The organism is Bacteroides sp. An322, assembly GCF_002161765.1.
Lineage (GTDB): Bacteria > Bacteroidota > Bacteroidia > Bacteroidales > Bacteroidaceae > Phocaeicola > Phocaeicola merdavium.
In genome coordinates, this window is sequence record NZ_NFIN01000010.1 from 1 (window position 1) to 18,127 (window position 18,127).

Annotated in this window: 18 protein-coding genes and 2 pseudogenes; 11 read left to right on the plus strand and 9 right to left on the minus strand. The window is 44.2% G+C overall.

All coding sequences use genetic code 11. From position 1 onward, the window contains the following. A partial coding sequence (locus B5F91_RS15175; RefSeq protein ID WP_204244669.1) for a hypothetical protein occupies positions 1 to 457 on the plus strand: 457 nt, incomplete at its 5' end. 114 nt (positions 458 to 571) lie between these two features. On the opposite strand, the gene phnW is transcribed toward B5F91_RS15175, so the two are convergent. The 3 genes and pseudogenes from phnW to B5F91_RS07055 form a co-directional block, all read right to left on the minus strand. Further along, a complete protein-coding gene (gene phnW, locus B5F91_RS07045; protein WP_087428386.1) occupies positions 572 to 1,645 on the minus strand; it encodes a 2-aminoethylphosphonate--pyruvate transaminase in 1,074 nt (357 codons plus the stop codon). A 243-nt stretch (positions 1,646 to 1,888) separates the two neighbouring features. After that, a complete protein-coding gene (gene phnX / locus B5F91_RS07050) occupies positions 1,889 to 2,689 on the minus strand; it encodes a phosphonoacetaldehyde hydrolase (protein ID WP_087428387.1) in 801 nt (266 codons plus the stop codon). Next, positions 2,686 to 3,829, minus strand: a pseudogene (locus B5F91_RS07055) (DUF5690 family protein). Before B5F91_RS07055 ends, phnX begins: the two are co-directional and overlap by 4 nt. 301 nt (positions 3,830 to 4,130) lie before the next feature. Between B5F91_RS07055 and B5F91_RS07060 the strand changes: the two are divergent. From B5F91_RS07060 to B5F91_RS07080, 5 genes and pseudogenes are all read left to right on the plus strand, one after another. Then, positions 4,131 to 5,018: pseudogene (locus tag B5F91_RS07060) on the plus strand (hypothetical protein). A gap of 374 nt (positions 5,019 to 5,392) precedes the next feature. Then, the gene (locus B5F91_RS07065) at positions 5,393 to 6,667 is read left to right on the plus strand and encodes a replication-associated recombination protein A (protein WP_087428388.1); all 1,275 of its coding nucleotides are present in this window, start codon (positions 5,393 to 5,395) and stop codon (positions 6,665 to 6,667) included. A gap of 15 nt (positions 6,668 to 6,682) precedes the next feature. Then, positions 6,683 to 7,642: a D-2-hydroxyacid dehydrogenase gene (locus B5F91_RS07070; protein ID WP_087428389.1), complete on the plus strand. Its 960-nt coding sequence runs from the start codon at positions 6,683 to 6,685 to the stop codon at positions 7,640 to 7,642. A 2-nt stretch (positions 7,643 to 7,644) separates the two neighbouring features. Beyond that, positions 7,645 to 8,118 carry a C-GCAxxG-C-C family protein gene (locus B5F91_RS07075; protein ID WP_087428390.1) on the plus strand — a complete coding sequence of 158 codons (474 nt, stop codon included), beginning with the start codon at positions 7,645 to 7,647 and terminating at the stop codon, positions 8,116 to 8,118. Between the two features lie 169 nt (positions 8,119 to 8,287). Continuing rightward, a complete protein-coding gene (locus B5F91_RS07080; protein WP_087428391.1) occupies positions 8,288 to 8,494 on the plus strand; it encodes a winged helix-turn-helix domain-containing protein in 207 nt (68 codons plus the stop codon). A 77-nt stretch (positions 8,495 to 8,571) separates the two neighbouring features. On the opposite strand, the gene B5F91_RS07085 is transcribed toward B5F91_RS07080, so the two are convergent. Next, positions 8,572 to 8,799, minus strand: coding sequence for a winged helix-turn-helix domain-containing protein (locus tag B5F91_RS07085; protein WP_087428392.1), 228 nt, complete (start codon positions 8,797 to 8,799; stop codon positions 8,572 to 8,574). A 171-nt stretch (positions 8,800 to 8,970) separates the two neighbouring features. Here B5F91_RS07085 and B5F91_RS07090 point away from each other — a divergent pair, with 171 nt between their 5' ends. The 5 genes from B5F91_RS07090 to B5F91_RS07110 all read left to right on the plus strand — a co-directional run bounded on the left by B5F91_RS07090 (position 8,971) and on the right by B5F91_RS07110 (position 12,263). After that, a complete protein-coding gene (locus tag B5F91_RS07090) occupies positions 8,971 to 9,651 on the plus strand; it encodes an MIP family channel protein (protein ID WP_087428393.1) in 681 nt (226 codons plus the stop codon). A gap of 100 nt (positions 9,652 to 9,751) precedes the next feature. After that, on the plus strand, positions 9,752 to 10,186 hold the full coding sequence (locus tag B5F91_RS07095; RefSeq protein ID WP_162611701.1) for a transcriptional repressor: 435 nt from the start codon (positions 9,752 to 9,754) through the stop codon (positions 10,184 to 10,186). Positions 10,187 to 10,220: 34 nt separating this feature from the next. Continuing rightward, positions 10,221 to 11,036: an SDR family oxidoreductase gene (locus B5F91_RS07100; RefSeq protein WP_087428395.1), complete on the plus strand. Its 816-nt coding sequence runs from the start codon at positions 10,221 to 10,223 to the stop codon at positions 11,034 to 11,036. Between the two features lie 313 nt (positions 11,037 to 11,349). After that, complete coding sequence (locus tag B5F91_RS07105) at positions 11,350 to 11,991, plus strand: hypothetical protein (RefSeq protein WP_087428396.1); 642 nt, start codon at positions 11,350 to 11,352, stop codon at positions 11,989 to 11,991. Next, complete coding sequence (locus tag B5F91_RS07110) at positions 11,976 to 12,263, plus strand: transcriptional regulator (RefSeq protein WP_087428397.1); 288 nt, start codon at positions 11,976 to 11,978, stop codon at positions 12,261 to 12,263. Before B5F91_RS07105 ends, B5F91_RS07110 begins: the two co-directional genes overlap by 16 nt. 111 nt (positions 12,264 to 12,374) lie before the next feature. On the opposite strand, the gene B5F91_RS07115 is transcribed toward B5F91_RS07110, so the two are convergent. Genes B5F91_RS07115 through B5F91_RS07135 form a run of 5 tightly spaced genes read right to left on the minus strand, consistent with a single transcriptional unit; the run spans position 12,375 to position 18,061 of the window. Then, entirely contained in the window at positions 12,375 to 13,697 is a 1,323-nt protein-coding gene (locus tag B5F91_RS07115) for a TolC family protein (RefSeq protein WP_087428479.1), read from the minus strand. Between the two features lie 13 nt (positions 13,698 to 13,710). Next, entirely contained in the window at positions 13,711 to 14,808 is a 1,098-nt protein-coding gene (locus B5F91_RS07120) for an efflux RND transporter periplasmic adaptor subunit (RefSeq protein WP_087428480.1), read from the minus strand. 29 nt (positions 14,809 to 14,837) lie between these two features. Further along, positions 14,838 to 16,082 carry an ABC transporter permease gene (locus tag B5F91_RS07125; RefSeq protein ID WP_087428398.1) on the minus strand — a complete coding sequence of 415 codons (1,245 nt, stop codon included), beginning with the start codon at positions 16,080 to 16,082 and terminating at the stop codon, positions 14,838 to 14,840. Position 16,083: 1 nt separating this feature from the next. After that, positions 16,084 to 17,334: an ABC transporter permease gene (locus tag B5F91_RS07130; RefSeq protein ID WP_087428399.1), complete on the minus strand. Its 1,251-nt coding sequence runs from the start codon at positions 17,332 to 17,334 to the stop codon at positions 16,084 to 16,086. A 7-nt stretch (positions 17,335 to 17,341) separates the two neighbouring features. Continuing rightward, positions 17,342 to 18,061, minus strand: coding sequence for an ABC transporter ATP-binding protein (locus B5F91_RS07135; protein ID WP_087428400.1), 720 nt, complete (start codon positions 18,059 to 18,061; stop codon positions 17,342 to 17,344). Positions 18,062 to 18,127: the final 66 nt, after the last annotated feature.

Consider the following 18,127-nt stretch of genomic DNA (forward strand, 5'->3'; position numbering starts at 1 on the left):
ACCATCGATTATGAATTCCTTGCTGAAACCGCAGAAGCTATGGTACAGATTGCATTCATCCAAATCATGCTTAACAGATTTATCGAATGAAATCAAAACAGCTTCTAAGTTTTATTCGACTTATGATAATATCATTCAAAAAAGAAAAAATGATTATATTAAAGAGAAGATTGTATCTGATAAAAAAATAATTGATGTACAAACTTTTATACAAAAAACGAATATAAGTAAGAAAGATATAGATTCTGTCGTTTTATATTTGAAAATGAATAAAGAATATAGTGAATATAATTCGCATCTGATTTTGAAAGCTATATCTCGAAGAATAAAAAATAAGCGAGAAGAAATACATAATCAATCTTTAGATTTATCATCTATAGGTGTGAATTCTTATTATGCTATTAATCATAGTACATTTGAAGGTTGGAATTTTCATCTTTTATTTTGTGGATTATAAATAGTGTGTAATTCTTAATGAATGTCCGCAAAGAGTCAAAGTAGGGGCGTGTCGTATACGCTTTGAAACTACAATTAATTTGGTGAATGCGGACATTCATTTAATTTTATACTTTTATCGTATTTCCTTAATCGCTTCAATCAGGCGGGTAAAGTCGGCGGGGAATACATCGCCGATGTTTCCGATGCGGAAGGTATCAGCTTGAGAGATTTTACCCGGATAGATGACAAAGCCTTTCGCTTTCAGCTTCTGATAGAAATCCTTGAAGTTGAAATCTGCCGAGGGATAATAGAATGAGGTGATGACAGGCGATTGTGCTTCATCGGGCAGCAGGGTACGGAATCCCAGTGAGCGCATGCCTTCTACCAGTGTACGGTGGTTTTCACTATAACGGGCATGACGGGCGGAGATGCCTCCTTCTGCTTTCAGTTCCTTAAGGGCTTGCATGAAGGCGCGTACCACGTGGGTAGGCGAGGTGAAACGCCATTTGCCGTGTCCTTTTTCCATGGTTTCCCATTGGTCGTAGAGGTCGAGCGAGAGCGAGCGTGCTACGCCTTTGCATTGTTCCAAGAGGGAGCGGCGTGCCAAGATGAAGCCGAATCCGGGAACTCCTTGGATGCACTTGTTGGCGGAACTAATCATGAAGTCGATGCCCAATTTTGCCATGTCGATAGGCACGCCTCCGAAGCTGCTCATAGCATCTACGATTAATACTTTACCGTGGCGTTTTACCACTTCGGCTATCGCTTCTAACGGATTGAGCACACCTGTGGTGGTTTCGCAATGCACTACAGATACGTGTGTCACTTCGGGATGTTCGTTCAGATAGGCATCTACTTGTGCCGGGTCTACCTGCTGGGTTTCCTCGAACTTCATCAGGTGATAATTCAAGTGATAATAATCGGCGATTACGCCCATACGTTTTCCGTAGGCTCCGTTGGCGGCTACTAACAGATGGTCTTCGGGGCGGATAACCGAACCCAATGTCGCTTCTACGCAAAAGCTTCCGCTTCCTTGCATCAATACGGCGGTATATTCTTCGGGACGGCTGCTTGCTAATTCTACCAATTCCTTGCGGATTACTTCTACAATGCCTACGTTATAGTCTTCGTCCCACGTGCACCAATCGCTCATCATGGCTTCTTTTACGGTTTCACTTGTGGTTAACGGTCCGGGGGTCAATCTCATATTGGTTAAGTATTAAAGTTCTAAAAATGTTTGGTATAATTTGAACGCAGAGACGCGAAAGCGCAAAGATTTTAATTTAAGGAGTAAAAAGGAGTTATTTCAGGGAGTTATAGGGAGTTAGAAGCCAACACCACAAGAGTATTGGCATTTAACTCCTGCCGAAGGCATAACTTCTTCTAACTCCCTTTATCTGCTTCTAAATATTCCTCCGCGTCTTTGCGTCTCTGCGTTTGTAATTTGTTATTAAAGTGTTTCGTTGTTCATGCGTGTGTTGATGGCTTCAATCAGTGCGGGCAGCTCTTTGATGGAATCTACTACATAGTGCGCTCCGGCGGCATACATGCGGTATCTCACTTCGAGCATACGTGCTTTCAGTTCTTCTTCGGGCATGTTCCGTACTTCTTCTTCGGTCAATCCCAATTCATTGCTTCCCAAGATAACGCCCACGCTCCATACTCCGGCATTTACTCCTTCCTTGATGTCGGAAATCGTATCGCCGTATTTCAATACCGAGAAGCGTGAAGGGATGGCGAGGTCGCACATGTTCTTGTATATCATATATGGATAAGGACGTCCGGCGGGCAGGTTGTCCGAAGTGACGCAATTATCTACCTTATATCCTTGTTCGGCGGCGGAAGGAATCACGATGTCCATCATTTCTTGGGTATATCCTGTGGTGGAGCCAATCAGGATACCCATGCCGCGTAACGTATCGATGGTTTCAACTACATGGGCTATTGGTCCCGAATAGTTGCGCAAGGTGCTGAAGAGCAAGCGTTGGAACTCGGCATAGCAAGCCTGAATATCGTTTTCGTTATAGTTGCGTCCGTATTTCTCACGGAAGGCTTGGCTCACGTGGTCAATGCGGAATAAAGCGCGGATTTCTTCAATTTTGGTCAATCCCATGTGGGCGCGGGTCTCTGCCGCACTCACTTCGAGTCCCAATGTACGGAAGCTTTCGATGAAAGCCGATACCGGTGCAAAACATCCATAGTCAACGGCGGTTCCCGCCCAGTCTAAAATCACACATTCAATCTTTTTCATATAGCAGTAGTTGTTAAGTAGATAGTATTTTCTTTTTCAGTTTCTTCTATCTCCGCCTCTTCCGCTTTCTCGGGCAGAGGTCCTTGCTTGCGGTTGCGGACATGAATCATGTAGACCAACGAAGCGATAAAGGCAAAGCAACATGCCACGCCGATGTATAGGCTCATGTGGTTGTAGAAGGATGTCCAGTCGATGTGGGAAGCGCAGAACTCTTTGAAGAGCAACAGGCCGAGTGTGCCTAAATAGCCCACAAAGTCGATGGTGATGATGAAGAATCTCACATTCCCTTTTATCTTGAAGCAAGCGATAAAGCGTTCGAAGAAGATGGTTTGGAAGCTCAGGTAGGCGATGTCCAGGCAGAGGCTTTGAAGGAAGAGCCAAATGGTGGTAGGGATAGTTTCATTCCCTTCGGTCGCTCCTAAGAAAGCCAAGGTTCCCATTCCGACCGTAGAGAGCATCAGAAGCATGCAGAGCACTTTCAGGTGGTTGTAAGTTGTTGCCAATAAGGCGAATACCGCCAACAGGACAAAGGTGGCTATCGAGTCGATTTGCGCGAAAGCCCATGAAGCAAAGCAAAGGGAAAGCCGCGGCTCCGATAAGGGCAGGCATCCAGAACTCGCTTACATGAAGCTGGTTGAGCGCGTAAAGCCCCAAAGATTTCGCCACGCCCGAACTGAGTGCCATGCTTACTCCCATGATGCTGGCAAGGATGTCGGTGGTGCGCCTTCCTTCGAGGAAACTGAATATCACGCCCCACATGCAGCCCAAGGAAAGCCCGTTGAAGTAGAGCGCTACTATATTATAAGGTATAGGGAGCATACCGAAGGCGATGAGCGAGAGTTCGGATAGGGCAGCCGAACCGATGATGAACTTCAACCGTCCTTCGGGTCTCAGTTCGGAGATGTACTTGATGCCTAATAATTTTGCGCTTACATAGCCTAACAATTGGATGATGCTTACGGCTATCTTGTAATCCATTCCGTACACCTGAAGCCCTTCGAACTCTGCCGCCGTGAAAGGCTTGCGCAGGGCGTAGACCAAGGAATAGGAGAGCAACGCCGTTCCTCCTGCCCAAAGCACGAAAAGCCAGTCGGGCATCGGGCTTTTTCTTCCGGGTATGGTTTGTGTTTGAGTTTTCATGTTTATCTTTCCGTTTTTTGATTCCGGTGCAAAAGTAGAGCCTTGCCCGCAGGTGAAAAATGAATAAAGCAGGAATCATATCCGCGTAATAATTCAGAAACATTCCTGAAACGATTCTTTTACAATATAGACATAAAACTTACACAGGAATGAAACAGGTTTGTAATATGAGGAATGGTGAATGCATATAGTTGCGTTGTCCGATGCGGCTATATGCATCGGGCAACGCAACTATATGCGTGCTTCGGGGCAGATATTTGAAGAATTTTGTTTAACTTCGTGCTCAAAGCATATCGTGTTTATGGAGGAATTGAAAGAAATATACGAGCGCATGACTTTCTTGCGCCAGAAAGGCATCAAGATGAAGGACATGGCGGAGCGGGCAGGTTTCTCGCCCAGCGTCTTGTCCGCTATTTACTCGACGGTGCTTCCCGCTTATTTCAAGAACCTTGAGAAAGGGATGAGTGAGGAAGAAGCCTTGCATAATGCCCTTGTATGGGTGAACAACGTATCGAAGAAGAAATTGCTCGGGTCGCTTGCCCGGTTGAAGGACTCTTTGTTCTCGACGGATTACCAGGCGAAGGCGGTTCATGAAGACACCTGATGCCCGTTTCTTGCCCAACTGGAAAACAATATGCAGGAGACGATGGGGCGTATCTTTAATTTTAGTGGCATTTACACCAGTTATAGCATTTCTTCGGGGAGCCGGAGCCTGAAGATAGAGCCTTACCTCATTGCTCCTTCCGAAAGCGGGAATTACGTGGAGGTGGGGCATAACAATGCATACGGGGTGACCCATTGGGGCACGGCTCTGATGAACGGGTTCAATCATCTGTACCTGATGTTCAATGAAAACCCTTCGCCCCAACTCTCTTTGTTTTACATCTGCCTGAAGCTCCCGATGTACGACCGTCCGCCTTTCCTGCGCGGGCTTTACCTATGTTTTGATTACAATTATAACCCTGTGGCGCGGCGCATTCTTTTTGTAAAACATTCGGATAGCGTTGCGCGCGATGAATTTCTGAAATTGAAGGGAGAATTGAAGGCTTTGGAGGCGCTGGACGAAAAAGAAAAGATGTATTACGATTATACCTGCCAGGCGGAAGATATTATCCGGATGTGCAACATTCCTTCGCCTCGGATGACGGAAGAAGACTTAATCGTGGAGAAGAAGATTTTTTCGCTATGAAATGTATTGCGGGAAAATAGCGTCGCTTTTGTTCGTTTTTTAGGAATTTTGATTATCTTTGGAACGCGATTACAGGCTGAAGCCTTTAAAGAATGCAAAGAAAGAGAAATGAAACGAAATAGAAAAACATGTTTAAAGACATACTTTTTTATTTGTTTAGTTCGAAAAAAGGCCTCATCTTTGTAGCGTTATCCTGAAAACAATCTTTTTACCTTAAAAAAAAAACTAATACCTATTGAAAACTTAAAAAAGCTTCTTTGTGAAAAGAGGCTTTTTTTATTGCCCGTACGTTTGCGTTTTTTATAAATTTATCTTTTTGCTTCTTCATTGATTCATGAAATTCGTTACTTTTGTACGGACTAAATATTTGGATTATGGCACAACCATTGGCAGAACGGATGCGTCCGAGGACGTTGGACGACTATATAGGACAAAAGCATTTGGTGGGAGAAGGGGCTGTGTTGAGGCGGATGATTGATGCGGGCCGCATATCCTCTTTTATCTTATGGGGGCCTCCGGGAGTAGGGAAGACCACGTTGGCTCAAATCATAGCCAATCGATTAGAAGTTCCTTTCTATACGCTGAGTGCGGTCACTTCGGGAGTAAAAGAAGTGCGCGATGTTATCGAGAAGGCTCGTAACGGGCGTTTCTTTTCCAGTCAAAGCCCGATTTTGTTTATTGATGAAATCCATCGGTTCAGCAAGTCCCAGCAAGATTCATTGTTGGGGGCGGTAGAGACGGGAGTGGTGACCCTGATAGGGGCTACTACGGAGAATCCTTCGTTCGAAGTCATCCGTCCTTTGCTTTCGCGTTGCCAGCTCTATGTATTGAAATCGCTCGAAAAAGATGATTTATTAGAGTTGCTTCATCATGCGTTAGAGAAGGATAGTATATTAAAGGAGAAGCACATCGAATTAAAAGAGACCGATGCGATGCTTCGCTATTCGGGAGGTGACGCGCGCAAATTGCTTAACATTTTAGAATTAGTGGTAGAAGCGGACGATTCGGACCCGATTGTGATTACGGATGAAAAGGTGGTGGAACGCTTGCAGCAGAACCCGTTGGCATACGATAAAGACGGGGAAATGCATTACGATATCATTTCGGCTTTCATCAAGTCGATAAGGGGAAGTGATCCCGACGGGGCGCTCTATTGGCTTGCCCGCATGGTGGAGGGAGGCGAAGACCCTGCGTTCATTGCCCGGCGTCTGGTTATTTCGGCATCCGAAGACATCGGGTTGGCTAATCCCAATGCCTTGCTCTTGGCGAATGCCGCGTTCGATGCCGTGATGAAGATAGGCTGGCCCGAAGGACGTATTCCCTTGGCTGAGGCTACGGTTTATCTTGCCACAAGCCCGAAGAGCAATTCGGCATACATGGGCATTAATTCGGCACTCGAAACCGTGCGCAATACGGGGAATCTGCCCGTGCCTTTGCACTTGCGCAACGCTCCTACCAAGTTGATGAAGCAATTGGGATATGCCCAAAATTATAAATATGCCCATGATTATAAAGACCATTTTGTGGTGCAACAATTCTTGCCCGACGGGATTCAGGCGCAACGTTTCTGGCATGCGCAAGAGAATCCGGCAGAGCAGAAGTTGAAAGACCGCATGGTGCAATTATGGGGTGAACGGTTTAAAGAATAAATTAAAATAAAGCGTATGAAAATAGTAGTATTAGACGGATATACCTTGAATCAAGGCGAAAGGGATTGGGAAGAGTTGAATGAATTGGGAGAGGTGACGGTGCACGACCGTACGGAGCCTGATGAAGTGATCAGAAGAGCCGAGGGAGCTGAGGTGGTATTGACCAACAAAGTGGTGCTCGACCGTTCTACAATCGAACATCTGCCCGACTTGAAATACATTGGCGTGTTGGCTACAGGGTATAACATTATCGACTTGAATGCTGCCCGCGAACGGGGGATTGTAGTGACCAATATTCCTGCATATAGTACCGATTCGGTGGTGCAGATGGCTTTTGCCCATATTCTGAACATTACGCTTCGGGTAGGTCATTATGCGCACGAGGTGCATAACGGTGTATGGAGTGCCCAGTCAGATTTTTCGTATCGCGATACGCCTTTGATTGAATTGAAAGGCAAGCGCATCGGATTGGTAGGTTTCGGCCATATCGGTCAGGCTATGGCTAAGGTGGCTTTGGCATTTGGCATGAAAGTGGTGGTTTGTCCGCACAAGATGGATACAAAATTGCCGAGAGAATACGAGAAAGCGAAGCTGAATGATGTGTTCTCTACATGTGATATCGTGAGCCTGCATTGTCCGCTGACTCCCGAAACCAAAGAAATGGTAAACTCGTTCCGCCTGTCCCTGATGAAACAAGGAGCAATTTTGATTAATACAGGCAGGGGAGGGCTGATAGACGAGAAAGCTTTGGAGCGTGCTTTGTTGAGCGGTAAGTTGCTCGGAGCAGGGCTGGATGTGCTTTCATCTGAACCTCCTTCATCGGGAAATCCGCTTCTAAAACTGAAGAACTGTTTTATTACACCTCATATCGCCTGGGCAACTCATGAAGCCCGCGAAAGGCTGATGGCGCAAGTGGTAGAGAATCTGAAGGCATGGATGAACGGTACACCTATTAATAATGTATTGGAGGATTGAGTATGACAAAAGAAGAACGGATAGCGAAAGCGGTGGCATTGTTTAAGGAAGGGTATAATTGTTCGCAATCGGTGGTAGGCGCATACGCCGACCTGTATGGCTTTACTCCAGAGCAAGCGTTCCGGATGTCGGCTTCGTTTGGAGCCGGAATCGGACGGATGCGTATGACGTGTGGGGCGGCATGTGGCATGTTTTTGCTTGCAGGCTTGGAACGTAGTGCAGTGGTAGGGGCAGACCGTGCAAGCAAGTCTGCCAATTATGCTTTGGTACAAGAACTTGCCGCAAAATTCAAGGAACAAACCGGCACGTTGATTTGCGGAGAATTGTTAGGCTTATCGAAGAAAGAGCCGATAACTGCCCTTCCCGAAGAACGTACGCCACAATATTATGCCAAACGTCCTTGTCCTCGCATGATTGAGTTGGCTGCACGTATTTTTGGTGATTTTTTGGAAGAAGAAGGAAAACTTGTTAAATAAATGTTACAAGAAAAAGGGGAAAAATAGTGTTTTCCGTTCATTTTTTGCGAGATAACGTGAAAGTTTCTTTCATAAAATGTACAAGAAGATGTTTTTTTCTGTACTTTTGCGCCGGATTATACAGACTTTTCTGAGTTAGAATAGTTTTACGATTTAAAAGCAAAAGATTATGTTAAAAGAAAAAGCAGGTGTTATTGCCGGACAAATCTGGGAAGCACTGAATGGAAAAGAAAAAGGAATGACTCAAAAAGAGCTGAAGAAAGCAGCTAAACTGAAAGCAGATAAAGACCTGTTTTTAGGATTGGGTTGGTTGTTGAGAGAAGACAAGATTGAAGCAAGTGAAAAAGAAGATGAATTGTGTTTTAAGTTGAAATAAGTAAAATCTTGCAAACTGAAAAAGCGCGTTGAAGAAAGGTTTCTTTATTCATCGCGCTTTTTTCTTTTCAGCAATTTTCATCCGATATAATAACTTAATTCGATGTACAATGCGCTTGGATGTTGTTGGTCGCCTTCTTCAAATTGGATTTTACCTTCTCTTGCCAGCCATCCGATAGCAGCATTCAATTCACGGTCACGCAATCCCGTTGCATTTTTCAGTTCTTGGTATTCCCATTTTCTGTTGTCACCATCCAGTAATTTCCAGATGATGCCTGCGCTTTCGCCAATACTTTGCATGTTCATAGTTGTATGTTTTTTAGGTGTAACAGTTCAATTATAAATTGTAAATTGTCTTTTCGAAAAGACTCTTTACCTAAACTTCGTTACAAATATACTTCAAATTATGATAAATCCCAATATTTTTTTGTAAATTAGAGGCGATTAATTAGATGTTTAACCTAAATCGTTGTGTTTATGAGAAAGTATTTAGCAGAAATGATTGGGACAATGGTGCTTGTCCTGATGGGATGCGGAAGTGCGGTATTTGCCGGAAATGCGGCAGATGCATTAGGTACAGGAGTAGGTACAATCGGAGTTGCCTTGGCTTTTGGCTTGTCGGTAGTGGCTATGGCTTATACGATAGGGAATGTTTCGGGATGCCATATCAATCCGGCTATCACTTTGGGGGTATGGATGTCGGGACGTATGACGAACCGTGATGCGCTGATGTATATGGTTTTTCAGGTTATAGGCGGTATTATCGGTTCGTTGATTTTGGTATTGCTGATTTCTACGGGCGGGCATGGAGGACCGACTATATCAGGTGCCAATTCGTTCGACCAAGGCGAAATGGCTCAAGCATTTATTGCCGAAGCGGTGTTTACTTTTATTTTTGTATTGGTTGTATTAGGTGCTACTGATAAAAAGAAAGGGGCAGGCAACTTTGCCGGTCTGGCTATTGGTTTGGCTTTGGTCTTGATTCACATCGTTTGCATTCCGATAACGGGCACTTCGGTCAATCCGGCGCGGAGTATTGGTCCGGCATTGGTCGAAGGCGGACAAGCTCTCGACCAGCTTTGGCTCTTCATTGTGGCTCCGTTTATAGGGGCAGCGTTCAGTTCATTGGCTTGGAAAACCTTGGGCGGGGGAAAATAATCCTTTTTATTTAAACAATTGTCGGTTTTATGATGCAGGTTTCTGTTTTTTTGTTTAATTTGCATTCTAAACCTGAAAGCATGAAAGGGAAAACATTTTTATAGAGATGAATCAATATCATATCACCCGGTTAGAGAAAAAGGGAGTGAAACCTACTGCGGTCCGTATTTTAGTGTTTAAAGCATTGGAAGACGCACAACGTCCGGTATCGTTGCTTGATTTGGAGAACCTGTTGGAAACAGTGGATAAATCAACGATATTCCGTACTTTGAATGTGTTCTTGTCACATCATTTGATACATGATATAGAAGATGGTAGCGGTTCATTGAAATATGAAGTGTGTTCGAATGAAGAAACGTGTAGTGTGGATGATATGCACATACATTTTTATTGTGAAAAATGTCATCGTACATTCTGTTTCCGGGGAATCCATGTACCTGTTGTCCATTTGCCGGAAGGTTTTGACATGCATGGCATCAATTATATGGTAAAGGGCGTTTGCAGGGAGTGCTCCAGTAAGTTAGAGAATAAATAGTGTAAATATCCATTTTAAATTTAAATAAAATAGTATGAATGAAATTTTCAGTATTGCCGGAAAAGTGGCAGTTGTAACTGGTGGTTCCGGAGTGTTAGGAAGTAATATTGCAGAAGGTTTTTTGCGTGCAGGTGCTAAGGTGATTATTATCGGTGCGCATAAAGACCGTGTAGATGCAGCAGTAGAACGCCTGAAAGCGGCAGGAAGTGATGTAAAAGGTACCGTTTGTAATGTGCTTGACATAGCAAGCCTGAATGCGGTTAAGGATGAAGTGCTGGCTCAATGGGGGCGTGTCGATATTTTGGTTAATGCAGCAGGAGGTAATATTCCGGGCGGTACATTAACGGTAGACCAAAATATCTTTGATATGAAAGTTGAAGATTTGGATAAGGTTGTTGATTTGAACTTAAACGGTACGGTATATCCGTGTCTGGTATTCGGTGAAATTATGGCTAAGCAACAAAGCGGTGCTATTGTGAATGTATCTTCAATGGCGGCTTATGAGTCTATTACCCGTGTTCCGGGTTATTCGATGGCTAAGAGTGCTGTAGAGAATTTCACTCGCTGGATGGCTCAAGAAATGGCAATTAAGTTCAGTGAAAAGATTCGTGTGAACGCCATTGCTCCGGGCTTCTTCATTGGAAACCAAAACCGTGCCATCCTGATTAATCCGGACGGTTCGCTTACCGACCGTAGCAAGAAAGTCATTGCCAAGACTCCGATGCGCCGTTTCGGAGATATTTCTGAATTGAATGGTGCAGTACAGTTCTTGTGTAGCGATGCTGCAAGTTTCATTACAGGTGCTGTATTGGCTGTAGACGGTGGTTTCAGTGCATTCAGTGGTGTATAAAGCATTAAAGAGGTTGTCTTAAATGAGAATAGCCTATCAAAAAGTAATGTCATTCTGAGCATAGCGAAGAATCTCGTGTGCATTAGCTTGTGTATTCGAGATCCTTCACTACGTTCAGGATGACAAAATGAAAGCTTATTTATATTTTGAGACAGCCTCGTTTATATCTAAAAGCATAACAGATGCAAAATTTTTCATTTTTATTTGGTTTATAATATAAACTATTCTATATTTGCAGATGAAAGCAGGAAGAAGCGCGCATTCCTGCTTTCATTTAACCTATTTAGTTTATAATATAAACCATTTTGTAATTATGGAAGAAAAGAAATTAAACGAAAGAGAAAGCTTGGAGCTCATCACTCGGATGATTCAGGAGACGAAAAATAAACTGGAAGTGGGCGACGGGAATGTCCTCTTGATATGGGGATATGTATCGGTATGTACGGCTATTCTTGTCTATGTCATGATAATGCTGACCGGAAATAATCCCTTGGTTAACTGGCTTTGGTTTCTGATACCTCTTATCGGGTATCCGGTTATGCAAAAACAAAAAAGAAAAGAAACTAACATAAAGCCGCTTTCGTCTAGCTACATTGATAAGATTTCTGCTGGAATTTGGAAGAGTGTGGGCATTATCGCTTGCTTATTTGTAGCTATTTGTGTGGTTTTCATGTTTTACGGATACAACTGCTGGGTATTGATGTTTGCATACGCCTTCATCATTGTCGGATTCGGAAGCGTGGCGGAAGGGATTATTATCCGTGAACGAAGCTTGACGTTCGGAGGGCTATTCAGTATAGTCGCAGGCGGTATTGTGGCAAGTTGTGCTATTTGTGACATTCCGCTTTATGTGGTTTGGGCAATACCTCTATATATTCTTAGTTTTACCCTGATGACCATCATTCCGGGGCATATCATTAACCGTAAAGCCAAGAAGTTATGCCGAAAGAACTGAATCCCCTACTGCATTCCCAGCTAAGGCTTGGCGTGATGTCTATCCTGATGGTGAAAGAGGAAGCTGATTTCGTTTACTTGAAAGAAAAGACCGAATCTACCGCCGGCAATCTGAGTGTGCAGCTTGATAAGCTGTCGGGGGCGGGTTACATCATTATTGAAAAAGGATTTGAAGGGAAACGCCCCCGTACCACTTGCCGCATCACTCCTGAAGGGAAGGCTGCTTTCGAAGAGTATGTCGATACGCTAAAAGTGTATCTGCACTTGGAATAAAGGAAGCAAATTTATTAGTGGATAGTTTCTAGTGAACAGTTAATAACGATGGATTTTTCAGTTAACCGTTATAAACTGTTCACTATTCATTGTAAACTATTTATTTTATTTTTATTTCAACTCTAGCGGAATGCCTCGGTAGAAATCCAAAATCTTGAAGCGGAACAGGTAATTGTATTTGGCTTGAAGTTGGTCGGACACCGCTTTCATCCATGCCGTTCGCGACTCGTTGTATTCCGTAGCATTGGCTTTTCCGTTCAGGTATTTCTCCTTCATCAGGTCGAACGAGGCTTGTGCAGCTTCGGTTGCGGTCTGGCTGCTGGTATATTGTGTCTGAGCACTCAACGTGTTATAATATGCCTGTTGAATTTCTTTATACAAGTTTTTTTTGCTGTCTTCCAATTGCCAGCCTAGTGTAGTCTGTTGGATACGTGCGCTCCGTACTCGGTTTCGTGTAGCAAGACGGTTGAAAATCGGGACACTCAACGTCAATCCTACATATTGGCTAAAGTTATCACGCAATTGTGAACTGAAGCTGTTGTTTTCTCTTCCCGACATGTTATAATAATTGGTACTTAGCCCTGCACCTAGGCTTAATTGCGGATAATAAGCGCTTTGAGCTATGCGGATGCTCTTTTGTGCGCCTTCTAAACGGTATTGGGCAGCTTTAATCGTAGGTTTTATCAATAATGCTTCGGAATAGATATCGGCTGGAGGAAGCGGCGTACCTAAGTTTTCGATGATATCCGCTTGAGGAGAAGCGATAGCGAAGCTATCAGGCGATGAAAGTTCAAGTAATTGACTGAGGTCGAGTAAGGATAATTGGTAATTATTATCGGCTTGCACTGCTGAAAATTCATCTTGCGCTACGCGGGACTTGGCTTCATAAAGTTCCGATTCCGAAGCTTTCCCGTTTTGAAAGAATGCTTCCTTTTGCGTCAACATTTCTTTACTTAAATCCACTTGTTTGTGAGCCACCTGGGCAAGTTCTTTATTGAAAAGTACTTGAAGGTAATTGGATGCTACCTGAATGCTGATGTTTTCTTTGGCTGCATTCAAATCTTCAAGAGCCGCCTTTAAATTTAATTTGGAAAGAGCAATGTTATTGGGGATTTGCAAACCGGTGAAAAGCGGGACACTGGTAGAGAGGTTGAAACTTGTGTTTTGCGTATTGATACTATTGTACGTATTATCCGCCTGCAAGCTTCGTCCAAAGCTGAATGAATGGGAAGCACTTCCGCTCAAGTTGGGCAAGCGGCTGTTCTTAGCCGTACTCAGTTCTACCCGGCTTTGTTCGGCATTGGCTTCTTGTTGCTTGATAGTCAGGTTATGTTCAATGGCATAGTCGATGCATTGCTTTAATGTCCATTCCTGTTGGGCATGTAAGGGAAGGCATACCATTGAGGTGAATATAAGTAGATATTTCGGTTTCATATTTATGCGAAGTTTATTTTTCAATCTTAAGTCCACGTACAGATTCTCCGGCTTTTAAGCCTTGTTTTACTTCGGTATCAATACCATTGCTGATGCCTGTAGCAATCAAACGGCGTTCAAATGTTTGTGTAGGAACACTATCGGTCAGGACATATACAAAGGTGGAATCATTGCTAAACTCTACTGCACTTTCGGGTATGGTCAGTGCATCATTTGCTTGTTGCAAGACCATTTCGGCATTGGCACTATAGCCCGAACGGATGGTTACGCTATCGGGTACGGTAATAGCAGCTTTGATTTCGAACTGGTTGGCGCCGTTGTTTTCAATGCTCTTAGGAGAAATATATTCCAGTACGGCATCGAATTTCATATTTTGCAAGGCTCCTAGGGTTATTTTTACAGGGATGCCTTCGCGGATGCGCCCTACTTCCGTTTCGTCTACATTGCCTCGGAATATCAGATCGCTCATATCGGCTACGGTGGCTATGGTCGTACCGTCATTGAACGTGTTGCTCATGATTACGGAATTTCCGACTTTGATAGGCACATCCAAAATCAATCCGGTGATAGTGGAACGGATTAAGGTGCTGCTGAATGAGGCACTGCTCTTGGTGATGCCTTCCTTCACGATTTCCAGATTGTCTTTTGCCGCTTGAAGTTCTTCGCGGGCTTGTTTGGCTGCAAGCAAGGTTTTTTCATATTCCTCGTTGCTCACCAATTTGTCGTTGTATAATTTCTCCATGCGTTCCAAGTCGATTTCGGCTTGCTTCCCGTTCATCTCAGCCAGGCGCACGCGGCTTTCTGCCGAGTTGAGCGTACCCAATTCGGGAATCACTTTGACTTTGGCTATCACTTCTCCTTGTTGTACGGTTTGTCCGGCTTCTTTATACACTTCGGCAATGATTCCGGATATTTGCGGCTTGATTTCCACTTCATCGCGCGGCTCTATTTTACCTGTAGCAACCGTGGTTTGCACCAAATCTTTTGTCTCGGCTTTCAGAATCTGATAACTAACCACTTCCGGTTGGGACTTTTGATAGAGGAACACGAAGGTTCCGATAAATATAGCGGCTATCAATACCAATACCGCTATTTTCATAAACTTCTTCATATAGCTTTCTTTTTTTATTTGTTTCTTTTTCATTCATCACGGATGGCATCAATCGGCTTGACCGACATGGCACGGTAGGCAGGGGCAAGTCCGGCAAGCAATCCCAATACCAATAATAACAGGCAAGCCCCTATGGCTTCTCCAAAACTGATGAGGAAATGGGTCGGCGCAGTAGGCTCGGAAGTCCCGACTTCTACTGCATTCAACAGGAAGACCGCAAAAGCGATGCCTGCCATTCCGGCTATGATTGTCAATACCATACTTTCCGATAAGATTTGCTGCAATATGTCATTGGGCTTGGCACCTATGGCACGCCGGATACCGATTTCCGTAGTCCGCTCTTTCACCGTAACCATCATAATATTACTTACACCAATGGCTCCGGCAAGCAAAGTGCCCAATCCGACCATCCAGCCCAAGATGCGGATGCCCGAAAACAAATTGTCCATCATGCTGAATATCGCTTCGGCATTCACTAAAATAGTCGCTTGGCTATCATCGGGATGGATGTAATGGGCTTGTTTCACTACTTGGTCTACCTTCTTTTCCACTTCGCTAATGGAATATCCTTTCTTGGCAGTATAGCACAACAATTGCACTTTCTGCCCGAAGTTATAATTTTGTTGCATGGTAGAGAAAGGGATAATGACCGAAGTCTCCGAACGTCCTTGTATGGAAATATTTCCGGTAGACATGCTTACTCCAATTACTTGATAATAGATGCCATTAATCTTGATGTATTTTCCGCAAGGGTCTTCTCCGCCTGGGAATAATGATTCATAGATACGCTTCCCGATGATGCATACTCTCCGGCGTTCTTGTATATCCATGTCGTTTAAGTATCTGCCATACGTAATCAGAGGTTCTTCGATTTTCCCATATTCTGGATATAGCCCTTTTAAAGTGCCGGATATCTTTTGTTCGTTATAGATTATGTCCAGTCCCCATTTGGCAAGACTGGGAGTGATGATGTCTATTTCACTCACACTCCGGCGGATGCGGTCTACATCGCTATTCTCCAAATCCCAATAGCGTCCTTGCTGGAATCCCTTGTAAGCCTTGCCGGTCTTGTTGGAACCCATAAATCCGGAGTTCGTAGCAAAGCCTTCAAATTCGCGTGAAAGCATGTCTTGCATGCCTTGTGCCCCGCCCATGAGGGCTATCAGCATAAAGATGCCCCAAAAGATACCGAAAGCCGTCAAGAGGCTTCGGGTCTTGTTCCGGGTTATGGTAACCAGTATTTCTTCCCAAACGTCTAAATCGAAAAGTTTCATATCATTCTGCTCTTAATGCCTCTATCGGACGGATTCTTACCGCTTTAAGGGCAGGGAAGAGTCCGGCTAATGTTCCGGCGATAATTAAAGTTAATGTCGCTTCGATGGCAATAGACAAGTCTACGGTCGGATTCTCGAAGAAAGTCATCGAAAATACACCCATATCCATGGTCTGCTTGCCCGCTACTACATTCATATATTCGGTCACGGCAATGCCTGCCACCATACCGAGGTATCCGAAGAAAGTCGTAATGGTGACACTTTCCGAGATAATCAGCCAAAGGATAGACATCGGCTTGGCTCCCAATGCTTTTCGGATGCCGAACTCATGAGTCCGCTCGCGCACCGTAATCAGCATGATGTTGCTTACACCTACAATACCGCTCAATAACGTAAAAATGCCGATAACCCAAATGGCGATATGCAAGATTTGTGTGGCGGTCTGTTGCTGGAGGTATTGCGAAAAGCGGTTCCATATCCAGATAGCTCCGTCATCGGTGGGGTCGAATTGTTTTTGTTCTCCCAGCATCCGGCGGTAATTGGATTCAAATACGTCATTGTCTTCTTCGCTTGTCAATCCTTGTGTGGTAAACGTGATATTGTCGATGCTATCCCCTTTGGCATATACCGCTTGTATGGTGGTAAAGGGAGCCAGTGCCGAAGGAGAAAAGCTGTTTTGGTCTTCGTAGATGCCTACGATTTGATAAACCACTCCGTTGGCATTTATGTATTTCCCGATAGCACGTTGGTGAGGGAACAAGGTTTCAACCGTTTTCTGATGCAAGACCAATATTTTACGTTGTTCCTGCATATCGCGTTCGTTGATGAAACGTCCTTCTTTTAACTTGACAGCCTCCAGTTCGGGATAATTCGGGAATACACCGTCGATGCTGATTGACAGGAATTCTTTTCCATTGATTAAGGTCACATTGCTTTGGCTAATTGTAGCTCCGGTGGTAATGACATGTTCAGGAAAAGCCGTAGCGCTTAGTTCCCGGTCCCGGTTGTCCAACGAAATGCTCCGCCCTTCTTGCATGCCTTTATACACTTTCGAAGTATATCCGGGATAGATTTTCATCGAATTCATTTTCATGTCTTTCGATTGCCCTTCGAACGCATGAATCAATCCGTTGCCCGCACCCAGCAGGACGATAAGCATAAAGATGCCCCATGCCACGGAAAAGCCCGTCAATGCCGTGCGCAATTTGTTGCGCATAATGGTGCCGTATATTTCTTCTATTAAATCAATCATTGTCTTGCTATTTCATGAATCCGCCTTTTCCGAATGGAGATGCGTTGTGGTCGATGTTGTCTTCTATCCGCTCGATGATGCCGTCCTTGATATGGATAATCTTATTGGTTTGGTTAGCTACTCCGCTTTCGTGGGTCACCACGACTATGGTCAGCCCTTCTCGGTCGTGCAAGTCTTTTAAGATGTTCATCACTTCCACCGAAGTCTTGCTATCTAAAGCCCCGGTTGGCTCATCGGCAAGGATGATTTCGGGTTTCGATATCAAGGCACGGGCAATAGCTACACGTTGCTTTTGTCCTCCGGAAAGCTCGTTGGGCATGTGGTGTGCCCATTCTTTCAATCCCAACTTATCGAGGTATTCCATGGCAAGCTCGTTCCGCTTCTTGCGTCCTACGCCCTGATAGAACAAAGGCAATGCCACGTTTTCCATGGCATTCTTGAACGAAATCAGATTAAATGACTGGAAGATGAACCCAATCATCCGGTTCCGGTATTCCGCCGCACGGGTTTCGCTCAGGTCTTTGATAAGTACATCGTTCAGGTAATATTCGCCTGAATCGTAATTATCCAAGATGCCTAATATATTTAATAAGGTAGACTTTCCCGAACCCGATGCTCCCATAATGGAAACAAATTCACCTTTTTCGATAGTCAGATCGATGCCTTTCAACACATGGAGCGGTGCCCCGTTGTGGTATGTTTTGTTTATATCTTTTAGCTGTATCATGTCGTTAACTTTGATTTCTGTCTCTTTAGACGTCACAAAGCTATAAAAAGTTACATTACAACTTAA